Raw genomic sequence first — 12,773 nt, 5'->3', positions numbered from 1 at the left:
CGATTCGCCGCCTGCCTTATCTTCCTGGGAGAAACCTGATGCCTGACCGTCCATGGCAAGTCATGGCGCTTGTGCTGTGTTTGTTGACCGGCTGTAACGCCAATTACGTGTTTGATGATGCTGACTACCGTCCTTTGGGTGACCCCCAAGCGACTCGTCGTAGTCAGTGAAAAGGGAGCCTGCCATGCAATTAGTGCTTGAGGTGTGTGACGACGGGTGCAGTCAGCCGCCAACACGCAAGGTGTTCGACGGTATTGGCGGCGTAGTCGGCCGTGGGGTGGGTTGCGACTGGGTTATCCCTGATCCCAGTCGATTGCTTTCCAGCCACCACGGGTTGGTTGGTTACCGTGACGAGCGGTATTTCCTGACGGATATCAGCAGCAACGGTATCTGCCAGGTGAGCAGCGGCGAGGCTCTGCAAAAGGGGCAGGCGCGCTTGATCGTTGATGGGGATGTCTTCCAATTGGGGCCATTCGCTGTAAGGGCGCGATTGAATGAGCCAGTGGCATCTCACCATCAGGTGCAGTCCGCCGAGAGCCAGGTGATACCCGACGATGCCTATCTGGGCCTGGACCCTGTCCTCGAGCTGGACCGTAAGCAGATGCACGGAGCGTCGTCGTATGAGCTGGATGCATTGCATGACACAACAGACGCTCCTGAGGCATGGATGTATCGCGGTTCTGTGGAGCAGGATCATCTGGTTATACCGACACCGGCGAACCCTCTCGAAGACGTGGTAGGGCCCATTCAGCCTGCTGTGCATTCGGCCCCCGTCGATGAGGCGTTCTGGGCGCAGTTCGCCGAAGCGCTGGGTGTCACGTTGGATGCCTCTGGCCGTGAGGCGTTGGCGATCAAGGTGGCGAGTTTGCTGAGGCACGCTATCAGTGGGCTGCAACAGAACCTGCGTACTCACGATGAACTGAGCAACGAGTGGAGCCTGGGTATTGGCGCGTCAATCAAGATCCCGAACGGTTTTAAAGACAGCGCGGGCATCGACGCAGCCTTGGCATCGTTGCTGGAAATGAGCGAGCCGGGGCAATCCAGCGCCGAGGAGGCAATTGCTCAGCTCTATCGGCAATTGCAAGTGCATCAGGTTGCTTTGCTGGTGGCGTGCCGTACGGCGATGCGTGCTCAACAGGCGGCGTTTGCACCTGGCCACCTGCTGCTCAGCTTTGAGCGCCATGACAAGGCGCCGAGGTTTTTCAGCGACAGGGCGCATTGGCGAGCCTACCAGCGTCACTACCAACGGCTGATCGACGCAGAAGCCGTGAGCGCACGCCCATTGCACGGCGACTTTGCCAGGGCATATGAGGAACAGGTACGCCTGGCCTCGGCTTTATTCGCCGGATACCCAGGATGATGTTCATGCCCCGTGTCGCCTTACCCCTGTTGGTTGTACTGAGCCTGCTGGTTGGTTGTAGCAGCGTGTCACCGTTTTCTACGTTAACCAAGCTGGACCTGACGTTGACAGCCAGCGAACAGGTTAACCCTGACCTTCATGGGCGTCCCTCGCCGGTGGTGGTGCACCTGCTTGAACTGAAGCATCCGGTCGCATTCGAGCATGCGGATTTTTTCAGTCTTTATGGCCGTGCCGAGCAGGCGCTGTCCAAAGACTGGGTGAGCAGCGAGGAACTGGAATTACGTCCCGGCGAGCAGGTGTCTATCAAGCTCAGGAGCGAACCACAAAGTCGCTACGTGGGGATCGTGGCGGCGTACCGCGACTTGCCCCACGTGCAATGGCGATGGGTGGTACCGCTGGCCCCGCAGCAAGTGACGCGAGCTCATCTGGTGCTTGACCAGTCGGGTGTTCGCGTTGCCGACCCGATCGTTGGCGTGGTGGAGAATTGATATGCAGGTTCATAAAGTCATCTGGCAGGAAGGCATGTTGCTGCGCCCCCAGCACCTGCAACACAACGAACGTTACTACAACCATCAGCTCAATCGAACCCGCTTGCTTGGCCGTGACGCCTGGGGTTTCCTGGCCCTGGACGTCGACTTGCAGTACCTCAACCTGGGCAAGCTGGTGGTCAACCAGGCCAGTGGAGTTTTACCGGACGGCAGTCTATTCGAACTGACTACCGCCATGGCGCCGCTGGTGCTGGAAGTCCCGGCCAACTCGGGAAAACAATCGGTTTACCTTGCATTGCCGATGGCGACCAGCAACCAGGTTGAAACCCGAACGCAGGGTGAGCCCGATGTATTGGCGCGCTATATCGCCTGCGAAGTCGAAGTCGGTGACTCGAATGCCGGGCTGGGCTCTGTTTGCCAGGTCAGTTGTGCACGTCCTGATTTGCGATTGTTGCTGGGTGAAAGCCCAGGTGATCAGACCTACGTGAAGCTGAAAATTGCCCAGGTATTGGACGCCTCTACCGAAGAGGGGGTCAGAATGGATACTGATTTCGTCCCGACGTTCATTTATGTACAGGGCTCGGGCTTTGTGTCGTCGTGCCTCAAGGAAGTGATCAGTCTGCTGGCCAGCCGCGGTGATGCCATTGCCGAGCGTATTTGCGGTAACGGCGTGACCGCGGGTGCGCAGGTGGCAGATTTTCTGATGCTGCAATTGATCAACCGAACCGAGCCGGTGTTGCGTCACTACTTGACCCAGGCGCAAGTTCGGCCAGAGGTGTTGTACCGGGAGATGTTGTCGATACTGGGTGAGCTATCGACGTTCACCAGTGACAGCAAACGCGCCAATCTTGAGGTGCGTTACCTCCATGGCGACCAAGGCGCAAGCTTTCGAGGGCTGATGGCGGGGCTGCGCGCTGTGCTGTCGATGGTATTTGAGCAGCAGGCTCTGGAGCTGGCGCTGCAACAGCGCCAGTACGGGGTGATGGTCTGCCCTGTGGCAGATCGCAAGCTGCTGGGCAGCGCGACATTCATCCTGGCGGTCGCTGCTCAATGCGATTCTGAAGAGCTTCGCCACCGGTTGCCGGCCCATCTCAAGATTGGTCCTGTTGAGCGCATTCGCGAGCTGGTCAACCTGCACCTTGCCGGTATCAAGGTAAAGCCGATGCCTGTGGCGCCACGCCAAATCCCGTTTCACGCCGGTAAAACCTATTTCATGCTTGAACTCAGTGCCCGTGATGTTGTGCAGCTGGAGCAATCGGGTGGTTTTGCGTTCCATGTCGGCGGCGAATTTACCGAGCTGGAACTGACCTTCTGGGCTATCAGGAATTGAACTCATGAGCATGGAAAGTGAATACCCGCAGGATGAAAAAACCGTCTTGCTGGATCGTGACGGCTACGGTCCTGCACAGAGGCCGATGACAGACTTCCTCTCGCCTCCGCGTTTTGAGCAACTGGAGGACCGCATGATTTATGCCGCCGCTGTACAGGGCGCGCAACAGTTCAATGTGGGCCTCAACCCTCTGGTAGCGGCTGCTTGGGATGCACTGTCTGAGCTGCTTCAAATGAAGCGCAGCGCTGGCCGGGAAAACCTGCAGACGCTCAATGATCGCCTGTCCGCAGGCATCACTCGCTTCGAAGCCCGCGCCCTGCATGAGGGCATGGAGAGCGGTCAGGTGGTGTCCGCACGCTATGTGCTGTGCAGCGTCATTGATGAAGCGGTGGTTACTACGGCATGGGGGAATCGCAGCGACTGGGCGAAGATCAGTTTGTTGAGCCGCTTTCATAACGAAACCTTTGGCGGCGAAAAGGTTTTCCAACTGCTGGAGCGCCTCTCCCGTGATCCGGTCAAGCACCTGGCGATGTTGGAGCTCATGTACCTGTGCCTGTCGATGGGTTTCGAAGGCAAATACAGAGTCATGGAGCGAGGAGAGGTCCAGCTTGAAGGGGTACGAGATGCCTTATATCGACAGATAAGGCATGTGCGGGGTGATGCCCCCGCTCTGTCGACGTTTGCCCCCCGGTCGGGGCAAGTACGGCGTAGGCGACTGCGCATTATCCCCGCGACCTGGTTTGTGGCGTTCGGTGTGGTCGCTTTGCTGGCGATGTATTCGGGTGCTGCCTGGGTATTGGGACAAGAGCGGGCACGTGTGCTGCAACCCTTTCAACCTTCGGCGCCGGAACTGACTCTGACGCCCTTGTAACGCTGGGAATATTGAATGAACGCATTCTTCAAGGGCGCGGGCACTGCGCTGCGCATAGTTTGGGTATGGAGTTTGTTGCTGGTGCTTTCCAGCGCATGCCTCGTGTGGTTTTTCGGGCCGTTGCTGGCCGTGGATGACCATCGGTTCTGGCAAAGCTCTACGGCGCGACTTTTAACTATAAGTGGCCTGTTTTTGCTGTGGGGACTGGCGATGGTCATTGCGGGTGCACGCCATACGGCCCGTCTAGGAACACTCGAAAACCAGACGCGAACTCAACATCAGGGGTTGGTAGAGGATGAGCGCAGACACGTGCGCGGCCGATTCAAGGACGCGCTGCAAACCTTGAAAACTTCCCGCCGGTACTTTGGGCGTAGCGTGCGCTCGCGCAACGAGTTGCCTTGGTACTTGCTGATCGGGCAGCAGGGTAGTGGCAAGACCTGTTTGTTGGCAGCGAACGGGTTGCAGCTACCGCCGAATCAAACTGCGTCGATACCGGCAGGCAGGACTGCTTACTGTGACGTCTACTTCGCTGATCAAGGCGTACTGATTGAGAGCGCCGGGCGCTATCTGGACCAACCCGACAGCTCGGTCGATGCCGTGGGTTGGGCGACATTGCTGAGCCTGCTCAAGTCCAGACGCCGGGTACGTCCACTTAATGGTGTGGTGGTGGCGTTATCGGTGGACACACTGCTGGGTAGCAATGAGCATGATCTGGAGCTCCACGCACGGCAGGTACATAGCCGCCTGCAAGACATTCAGCAGACGCTGCACGTCGATATTCCGATCTATTTGGTGCTGACCCAAGCTGACCGTATACCGGGCTTTACCGAGTTTTTTGATACGCCGCAGGGCAGTGATCTGGACGGCGTGCTGGGTGAACTCGTCGCCGTCAGCAACACGGGTGTCCAAATGGCGCAGGTGCGTCAGGCGTTCGAGACGTTGTTGCAGCGGCTGAGTGGCGAACTTATCGTGCGCTTGCACCAGGAGCGCAACGGCGAACGCCGTGGCTGTATGCTTGATTTTCCGCAGCAGGTTGCACGCATTGGCGAACGTTTATGCCTGTTTGTCGAGGTAGCATTCTCCGCCCATCGCAATCAGCGGATCAGCGGTTTGCGAGGTTTCTATCTGACCAGTGCGGGCGAGCGGCGCGAACGCTTTGTCAAAGGACTCTTCAACCAGGTGATTTTCGCCGAAGCCGAACTTGCGGGGCTCCATACCCAGGAATATCGCCGAATTCGCTGGCGGCAGGCGGGGTTGGCAATTGCGGCATCACTGATCATCGGCACCGCGGGCGCGCTCTGGATGCACAGCTATTCGGTCAACCACCAACGCTTGCAACAGTTGGCGCAGCTAGGTAAGGCGGATAGACCGGCCGAGGCAGGTGCGGACCAGACGCTGGTCTTGTTGCCTCTTTTGGATAAGCGACTGGAGGCGACTCGGGTTTTCCCTCCCGTGACAGAAGCGCGAGTGTTTGAGCGAGCGGGGTTATTTCAGGGGCAAATGACTGGCCCACTGTTAGTCAGTGCTTATGACGACGCCCTGCAGCAGCTAATGGTCCAAACCGCGTCTCTCCTGGAAGAGCAAGTGCGGTCCAGCCTTGGGGATCGCGAGCGGTTGCTGGACAACTTGCGCGCGTACCTGATGCTCAACCTGCCCGAGCGCCGTGATAAGCGCTGGCTGGCGGAGCGTGTAGCCAGCCGATGGTCTGAGCGCTTTGCCGGTGAGGCCGCGGTGCAGGTCCGCTTGAATGAACACTTCGGCCGGCTGCTTGAGCAACCGTTCATAGCCACACTGAATGATGAATTGGTAGCCCAGGCTCGCCACGCTTTGCGTGGGGAGTCGCTGGCAGACGTGGTGTATCGCGTGTTGCGCGAGCAATCGCTGAACCTGGAACCCTACAGTCTAACGGGCGGTACGGTTTTTACTGCGCCTGAGCAACCTATTCCCGGATTCTACAGCACGCGGTATGTGCAATATTTCGACAAGCAGGGTCCTCGACTGATCAATGCGATCGTCCAGGATAACTGGGTGCTGGGGCAGGCAACCGACCTCAGTGTGATGGACTTGCGTCGGTTGATGATTGAACTGGAGCAGCGCTATTTCAGTGAGTATGCCGACGCCTGGAGCTATGCCTTGGGGCGCATCAGGTTGCGCGATACCGAAAGCCTCAGGGAAAACACAGAACAGCTGGCGAGCCTGACATCGGCGCAGTCGCCCTTGGTGTTGCTGTTACAGCAGGTTCGTGAAAATACCCGCTTGCTAGACGCTAAAGGTCCATTGGCAGCTGTGGCCCGCGAGGCGGTTGATGCGGCGGTAATCGCGCAGTCGGCGGCTGGCAATGTATTGGCAGGTCAACTGCCGACCCTGGCAGGTGATGACGGCGCCAGACGCGCCTTGCAGCGTCGCTTCGAGCCCCTGCATCAGTTGCTGGATGAACAGCAAAACCCGGGGGCGGAGTTGACCCTGGCGTTGCGCCAGCTTGACGCGTTGCATCTGCAACTGGCGGCTCTGAACCGTGAGGGTTCACCGGAGCAGGCAGCCTTTCAGATGGTGAAGCGACGCATGGAAGGGCAACAACCTGCGTTGGGCCAGTTACGTGATATTGCCGCGCGCTTGCCGCTGCCACTCAAAGGCTGGATCGAAGGCCTTGCCGACGACAGTTGGCGACATTTGTTCGATGACGCATACAGGTATGTGAACCAACGCTACCAGAGTGAAGTGTATGGTCTTTATGCCAAGGCGATCCGCCAGCGTTACCCGTTCAATGCCCATGCTGGCAGCGACGTTGCATTGAGCGATTTCCAGGCGTTTTTCAAACCACAGGGCGTGCTGGCAAGGTTCCATGAAAGTTACCTTCGGCCTTTTGTCAGCGTCGAGGGTGGACGCTACCGGTTGCGTGGCCTGGATGGCCGAAGCCTGCCGATGTCACGATCGTTACTGGATCAACTGTCCAAAGCGCAGATCATTCGCCGGGGATTTTTCGGCGAGGACCAAGGCGAGCTGGTGGTTCGGTTTACGCTGGCACCCTACAGCCTGGACCAGGCGGTCAGTCGGGCGGTACTGAGCATTGGCGGGCAGCAGCTGGAATACCGTCATGGACCGATCGTGCCCGTGGCGTTCCAGTGGCCGAGCGAGGCGGACAATGGTCGAAGCAGCCTGGTTTTGGAGCGGGGAACGGAGCGGCCGTTGGGCATCGAGAAGAACAGCGGGGCCTGGTCGTTGTTCCGCTTCTTTGAATTGATGCAAAGCGAGCCTGCCAGCGGGCGTGATGCGCAGCTACTCAAGTCTGATCTCGGCGGTTTGCGTGCCAACTACGTCTTGGTCAGCCAGCGCGTGCCCAGCCCATTTCAGTTGGACTCGTGGCGCACGTTCCGCTTGCCGGAGCAGTTATGAGCCCGCCGACATCTCCTGCAAGCAGTGCCGCACGCTCCGAACGAGGCAAGGCCAGGCAACGAAATGAGGATGCGTTCCTCGATTGCCCGCAGCAAGGTTGCTGGGTGGTGGCAGACGGTATGGGCGGCCATCGGGCCGGGCACATGGCCAGCCAATCGGTGGTCGACAGTCTTGCCGCGTTGCCGGCCCAGGACACGCTGGATCAGCGTATCGACGCCGTTCGGCGATGCCTGCACGGGCTCAGTCGGCGTTTGGGCGGTGAAGGCAGACTGACTGTCGAGGGCCGCGACGACACCATGGGCAGTACCGTGGTGGTATTGCTGCTTGATGGGCGAAATGCGGCGTGCATTTGGGCGGGGGACAGCCGTTGTTATCTGTGGCGACGCCAACGGCTGTATCAGTTGTCACGAGATCACTCCTTGCTTCGCCAATTGATGGATGAACAGCAGTTGAGCCTGGAGCAGGCCCAGGCTCACCCTGATTCCAGGGCATTGACACGCGCAGTAGGGGCCCGGCATCCGCTCAAACTTGAGGTGCTGGAACTGAGCACACACCCAGGCGATGTCTTTTTGTTGTGCAGCGATGGCGTGTACCAGGGATTGACGCATGTCGAGCTAGGCAGCGCTCTGGATAAAGGGACGCCGCAACAGGTTGTGGACCGGTTGTTCACGGCGGTGTTGCGAGGGCCCGCTCGGGATGATCTGACGGCTGTGGTGGTGCGGCCATGAACACCGAATCTGGCACGCCTACCTTGCTGGCTGGGCGTTACCACCTTGAGCGAGTGTTGGGCGCGGGAGGAATGGGCGTGGTCTACCGTGCGCGAGACCTGTTGCATGAACAATTTGGCGAGCCCTGCGCCCGTCTGGCAGTCAAGGTGCTTGGCGAGGGTCTCAAGCAGGCCCCCGATGCTCATGTGCTGCTTTACAGCGAGTTTGCACTGACCCGCAGCCTGCGGCATGAGCATGTGGTGCGGGTGTTTGCGTTCGAGGTGGATATCAGCAGCCAGATCGCCTTTTTCACCATGGAGTTGATGCAGGGTATGACCCTGGACCGGCTGCTGCTGGAGTGTCCCGGCGGCTTACCCTGGCGAGAGCTGCAGCCCATGGCTGTGCAGTTGCTGGATGCCGTGGCTTATGTCCATCGACAGGGCGTGCTGCATGGCGATGTAAAGCCGGTCAATATCATGGTGGGTGAAGAGGGCGTGCGGTTGTTCGACTTCGGCCTCGGGCATGCGCCGACACACGTTGCGGCAGGGCTGCCGAGTTTGAGTCGTGACCGTTTTAACGCGTGGACACCGGCTTATGCAGCCCCGGAGTTGTTGGCGGGCAGTGCGCTCACGGCGAGCGCTGACCTGTATGGGGTGGCGAGCGTGCTGTATGAACTGGCCCATGGGAAACGCCTCGGCGAGCGTCGAGCCGCTGAACGACCGGACCGCCCTCGGCAACTGCCGACACAGTGCTGGCCGGCGTTACGCTCGGCGTTGGCAGTGGACCCTGAACGCCGAACCATCAGTGTCGAGGAGTTAGGCGAAGTCATGACGCGTTCTCGCCGACACTGGTTTATGTAGCCTGAAGTCAACCGGCCAAATCATGCAGCCGACAATACTCATCCCAACTCAACCCCGCCATCTGCGCGACCTCCTTGTGCACTTCGAGGCGCTGGGCTTCGAAGGCTGCATGGGATTCGGCCGTCAGTTTGAGGGTCAGCTCCCAGGCAAACAGGTTCTGACGTTCCGCCTCTGCCTCGAACGCTTCATGCAGGCGTTCGGCGCGGTACTGCGCCACGGTTTCGCCTTTGGCCTGCGCCGCCAAGGGGTTGAGGGTGTCCAGTTCTGCGGCCACCAGCGGGTGTTCGTTCAAGAAACGGTCCAGGGCGCGCTGGTGATTATCACCGGGTTCTGACAAGGGCTTACTCCTGATTAGGTGAGGTCACTAGATGGGGTCATGCCGCTGGTTTTGCAATCAGGTCGCGGGCAATCGTTTCAAAACGCACGCCTCAACACGCACTGTTCGGTCCGGTGGCGTCGGGGCGACGACCCTCCATTGGAGGCGGGCCGGACCGCTGGCGTGGGCGTCGGGAAAACTCGCTTCATTTGCGTTGATGGCGGCGCAGGAAAACCAAGCAGCGCACAGGTCATAAGGGGCAGTATTCGTCGCATGGGCTGGCACCTGGATGTCGGGTAAGACACACGGAGCAAGGCCTGGCCTCGAGTCCGTTCAAGAGTAACCATCCAAAGCATGGGCTCACTCACCGTAGGCGACAAGCATCAAGGGCCGAAATTAATTCTGAATAATTGCGGGTGGCACGGCAAAAACCTTTCGCTCTCGGTAGCTGGCCGTGTAGCGTTACACGAGAATTCCGGGCTGCCACTAGCGGCAGAAGGCGATGGGCGGAGGGGCGGGGCATGGTGCAAACGCTGTTCAAACTTTTCCTTACTCAACGCCTGGCGGCCTTGGCCAGTACCGAATCTTTGCGCGCCATACGTGAAGGGCTACTGTGGATTCTGCCGTGCCTGCTGGTGTCGGCCGGTTTCCTGATCCTGTCCGAATGCGCCAGGGTGCTGGGGTTCGATCCGCAGGTGGTGGGCTTTCTGTCTGGGCTGCACAACCAGATCAGTTCGGTCATTCCGCTGCTGGTGGCGGCCTCCATTGGTTACATGCTGGCGATCCAGCACCGCTTGCCACAATTACCTGTCGCTTTTTTATGCCTGGCTCACGTGGTGGTCGCCACGTTTGTCTTGCGGGAATACCCCCGAGCGTCGGCCACCTTCGTATTGTTCATCGCCATCGCCTCGCCGCTGCTCAATGTGCCGGCGATAGCCTGGCTGCACCGTTTTCGTTGGACCCGCCTGGTCAACGAGGACCTGGTCGGCCATAACCTGCGGGGTGCCATCAATATGGTGGTGCCGGGCGCCATTACCGCGCTGTTATTGGTGGTGGTGTTGTCGTTGCTGCTACTGATTCCCTATGTGGCGCAACTCCAGGGGCCGCAGGTGCTCGATGCGCTGCAATCGCCTTATGGCAGCGGGTTGTTTGTGACCCTGATGAATTCGCTGCTGTGGTTTTTCGGCATTCACGGTGTGTATGCCATGCAGCCGCTGTTCGATGTCTTGGATCAGGCTGTGGTGCTCAATGGCGCCGCACTCGCGGCGGGTGAGCCGATCAAGTACCTGCTCAACAATGGCTTGCTGGGTTCTTTCGCGTTTATCGGCGGGTCTGGCGGGGCGTTATGCCTGTTGTTGGCGATTCTGCTGTTCTCCAAAAGCAAGTCCATGCGTTTGCTGGCAGTGGCCAGTTTGCCGCTGTCGTTATTCAATGTCAGCGAGGTGTTGCTGTTCGGCTTGCCGATCATCCTGAACCCGCGTTTGTTTATCCCGTTTCTGCTGGTGCCGGCGCTCAACACCATGTTGGCATTGACGGTGGTACACCTGGGTTGGGTGTCACCGGCGGTGGCCAGCGTGCCGTTTACTGCGCCGGTGTTGCTAAATGCTTACCTCAGCACGCACGGTGACTTAGCGGCCGTGGTGTTGCAGGTGCTGCTGCTGTGTCTGGGCACCCTGGTGTATGCGCCGTATGTACGCGCGATTCATCGTCAGGCCAGCGAAGGCGGCACGGTGTACCTCAAGTCGTTGGACATGACCTTTCGCGGCCTTGAGGAGAAGGGCCGCCTGCTGGAGTTGGACCCTGTGCTGGCGTCCCACCGGACCCTGGCCCGTCAGGCCGTCGAACTGAGCCGCATCCAGCAGATCAGCGACTATGAGTTCTATCTCGAATACCAGCCCCAGGTCTCCACACGCACCGGCCTGTGTACCGGCTGTGAGGCGCTGATGCGCGCGCGCGACAGCAAGGGCACGGTGCACTCACCCTGGGAGTTCCTGCAATGGCTCGCTCAGGCGCGGTTGATGCCGGATGTGGATGTGTGGGTGGCATCCCAGGCGGTGCGCCAGTACCAGAAGTGGAAGAAAAACGGTTTCGCCTTGCCCATGACCATCAACATTTCGAGTTCCACCCTGACGGACGCCGCCTACGGCGAGCGCCTGGTGGAAATTCTCGCGCAGGCCCATGGGCAGGTGTCGGTGGAAATCACCGAAGATGCGTTGGTCGGTGACATCCAGGTGACCCGCCAAACCATCCAGAAACTGCAAGCGATCGGCGCCAAGGTGTATATCGATGACTTCGGTACCGGGTTTTCTGCGTTGAGTTATCTGCACCAGTTCCCGGTGGACTTCATCAAGATCGACCGCAGTTTTGTGGTCGCCCAGCGCGACCCCAAGGGGGCGCAGGTGCTGACCGGCATGCTGCGTTTCTGTGAGGCGCTGAAGCTGGGCGTGGTGGTGGAAGGCGTGGAGACCGCCGAGCAGTTGGCGTTCTTGAGCACCGGCCCCGAATTGTTTATCCAGGGCTGGTATTTCAGCAAGGCGCTGCCCGGCGATCAGTTGCAACGCTTTGTCCGCGAGCGCGCCTCAACTCAGGTTTAAACCGAGGCTGACGCGTATTCGCGTTGGGTCTGCTCGATCTCTTCGACCAGCCCGTCGATCCTTGCCAGGCGCTTGCGGTTGTCGTGGTCCCAGGGGTGAAAGCCCGGTTTGAAATAGTGCAGCCACGGCCGCAGCATGCGTGGGAAAACTCCCTTGGGGCCGTACAGAAACTTGAGCATGCGCCAGAAGCCCTTCAGGTGCCCACCGGCCTTGCGGTCGGCAATCAGCAGGCGCAGGTGGAAATCCAACACTACCAGCCAGAAAAATACAGTAACGGTCAGCATGGTGCCGGTGCGCAGCAGATAGCGCCCGGGCCCGGGCTTGATCACGGTGTTCCACACATCGAACGCGACGGCTTTGTGTTCAGTTTCTTCGAGGGCGTGCCAGTACCACATTTGCTGGTAGCCCTTGAGTGAGTCGCCAAAGCGCGTGGGGTCGCTGAGCAGGATTTCCGCAAGCATCGCCGTGTAGTGTTCAAGGGCAATGGTCACCGCCAGATTGAAGGAGGCAGGCAGGTGTTTTTTTTGCAGGTCGAGGATGAATTTAAGCCGCCGGTCCAGGGTATGCGCCGGCAGCCCTGCCGCTTGCAGCAGATCGTTGTAGGCCACGTGTTCGCGGCTGTGCATGGCTTCCTGGCCGATAAAACCCTGGATCTCTTTTTTCAGTTCCGGGTCGTCGATGCGCTGGCGGTAATGGCGCACGCTGTCCATGAAAAACAGCTCGCCCTGGGGAAACAGCAGCGACAACGCATTGAAGAAATGCGTGATGAACGGGCCTTGTTCGTGCCAGTTCTTGATGCGCCCGGCGGGCAAGGCAAAACGGATATCGCGACGGATGGGTAGCATGGTGCGTGC

11 protein-coding genes are annotated in these 12,773 nt (G+C 59.3%); 9 read left to right on the top strand and 2 right to left on the bottom strand.

From position 1 onward, the window contains the following. Positions 1–38: 38 nt before the first annotated feature. Genes ACLBW8_RS25520 through ACLBW8_RS25485 form a run of 8 tightly spaced genes read left to right on the top strand, consistent with a single transcriptional unit; the run spans position 39 to position 9,009 of the window. On the top strand, positions 39–170 hold the full coding sequence (locus ACLBW8_RS25520) for a type VI secretion protein (protein WP_447806604.1): 132 nt from the start codon (positions 39–41) through the stop codon (positions 168–170). A 14-nt stretch (positions 171–184) separates the two neighbouring features. After that, the gene (tagH, locus tag ACLBW8_RS25515) at positions 185–1,360 is read left to right on the top strand and encodes a type VI secretion system-associated FHA domain protein TagH (RefSeq protein ID WP_447806603.1); all 1,176 of its coding nucleotides are present in this window, start codon (positions 185–187) and stop codon (positions 1,358–1,360) included. Between the two features lie 5 nt (positions 1,361–1,365). Continuing rightward, on the top strand, positions 1,366–1,848 hold the full coding sequence (gene tssJ, locus ACLBW8_RS25510) for a type VI secretion system lipoprotein TssJ (RefSeq protein ID WP_447806602.1): 483 nt from the start codon (positions 1,366–1,368) through the stop codon (positions 1,846–1,848). A 1-nt stretch (position 1,849) separates the two neighbouring features. Further along, positions 1,850–3,178: a type VI secretion system baseplate subunit TssK gene (gene tssK, locus ACLBW8_RS25505; protein ID WP_447806601.1), complete on the top strand. Its 1,329-nt coding sequence runs from the start codon at positions 1,850–1,852 to the stop codon at positions 3,176–3,178. 4 nt (positions 3,179–3,182) lie between these two features. Beyond that, positions 3,183–4,049, top strand: coding sequence for a type IVB secretion system protein IcmH/DotU (icmH, locus tag ACLBW8_RS25500; protein ID WP_447806600.1), 867 nt, complete (start codon positions 3,183–3,185; stop codon positions 4,047–4,049). Positions 4,050–4,064: 15 nt separating this feature from the next. Then, positions 4,065–7,442: a type VI secretion system membrane subunit TssM gene (gene tssM, locus ACLBW8_RS25495; RefSeq protein WP_447806599.1), complete on the top strand. Its 3,378-nt coding sequence runs from the start codon at positions 4,065–4,067 to the stop codon at positions 7,440–7,442. Continuing rightward, positions 7,439–8,170: a PP2C family protein-serine/threonine phosphatase gene (locus ACLBW8_RS25490; RefSeq protein ID WP_447806598.1), complete on the top strand. Its 732-nt coding sequence runs from the start codon at positions 7,439–7,441 to the stop codon at positions 8,168–8,170. Before tssM ends, ACLBW8_RS25490 begins: the two co-directional genes overlap by 4 nt. Then, entirely contained in the window at positions 8,167–9,009 is an 843-nt protein-coding gene (locus ACLBW8_RS25485; protein ID WP_447806597.1) for a serine/threonine-protein kinase, read from the top strand. The genes ACLBW8_RS25490 and ACLBW8_RS25485 overlap by 4 nt, the downstream gene beginning before the upstream one ends. Before the next feature lie 7 nt (positions 9,010–9,016). On the opposite strand, the gene ACLBW8_RS25480 is transcribed toward ACLBW8_RS25485, so the two are convergent. Beyond that, positions 9,017–9,346, bottom strand: coding sequence for a DUF6388 family protein (locus tag ACLBW8_RS25480; RefSeq protein ID WP_064452127.1), 330 nt, complete (start codon positions 9,344–9,346; stop codon positions 9,017–9,019). A 500-nt stretch (positions 9,347–9,846) separates the two neighbouring features. Here ACLBW8_RS25480 and ACLBW8_RS25475 point away from each other — a divergent pair, with 500 nt between their 5' ends. After that, the gene (locus ACLBW8_RS25475; RefSeq protein WP_447806596.1) at positions 9,847–11,919 is read left to right on the top strand and encodes an EAL domain-containing protein; all 2,073 of its coding nucleotides are present in this window, start codon (positions 9,847–9,849) and stop codon (positions 11,917–11,919) included. On the opposite strand, the gene ACLBW8_RS25470 is transcribed toward ACLBW8_RS25475, so the two are convergent. Next, positions 11,916–12,764: a metal-dependent hydrolase gene (locus ACLBW8_RS25470; protein WP_447806595.1), complete on the bottom strand. Its 849-nt coding sequence runs from the start codon at positions 12,762–12,764 to the stop codon at positions 11,916–11,918. The two genes, ACLBW8_RS25475 and ACLBW8_RS25470, sit on opposite strands and share 4 nt — an antisense overlap. Positions 12,765–12,773 lie beyond the last annotated feature (9 nt).

Source organism: Pseudomonas sp. M5A4_2d (assembly GCF_053345295.1).
Note: the sequence above shows the minus strand (reverse complement) of the source record. Positions and strands in the feature narration are given on the sequence as shown.

Excerpts from the sequence above, each read along its gene's own strand:
- ACLBW8_RS25520 (WP_447806604.1), top strand. The coding sequence starts at position 39 with ATGCCTGACCGTCCATGGCAAGTCATGGCGCTTGTGCTGTGTTTGTTG.
- tagH (WP_447806603.1), top strand. The coding sequence starts at position 185 with ATGCAATTAGTGCTTGAGGTGTGTGACGACGGGTGCAGTCAGCCGCCA.
- tssJ (WP_447806602.1), top strand. The coding sequence starts at position 1,366 with ATGCCCCGTGTCGCCTTACCCCTGTTGGTTGTACTGAGCCTGCTGGTT.
- tssK (WP_447806601.1), top strand. The coding sequence starts at position 1,850 with ATGCAGGTTCATAAAGTCATCTGGCAGGAAGGCATGTTGCTGCGCCCC.
- icmH (WP_447806600.1), top strand. The coding sequence starts at position 3,183 with ATGAGCATGGAAAGTGAATACCCGCAGGATGAAAAAACCGTCTTGCTG.
- tssM (WP_447806599.1), top strand. The coding sequence starts at position 4,065 with ATGAACGCATTCTTCAAGGGCGCGGGCACTGCGCTGCGCATAGTTTGG.
- ACLBW8_RS25490 (WP_447806598.1), top strand. The coding sequence starts at position 7,439 with ATGAGCCCGCCGACATCTCCTGCAAGCAGTGCCGCACGCTCCGAACGA.
- ACLBW8_RS25485 (WP_447806597.1), top strand. The coding sequence starts at position 8,167 with ATGAACACCGAATCTGGCACGCCTACCTTGCTGGCTGGGCGTTACCAC.
- ACLBW8_RS25475 (WP_447806596.1), top strand. The coding sequence starts at position 9,847 with ATGGTGCAAACGCTGTTCAAACTTTTCCTTACTCAACGCCTGGCGGCC.
- ACLBW8_RS25470 (WP_447806595.1), bottom strand. The coding sequence starts at position 12,764 with ATGCTACCCATCCGTCGCGATATCCGTTTTGCCTTGCCCGCCGGGCGC.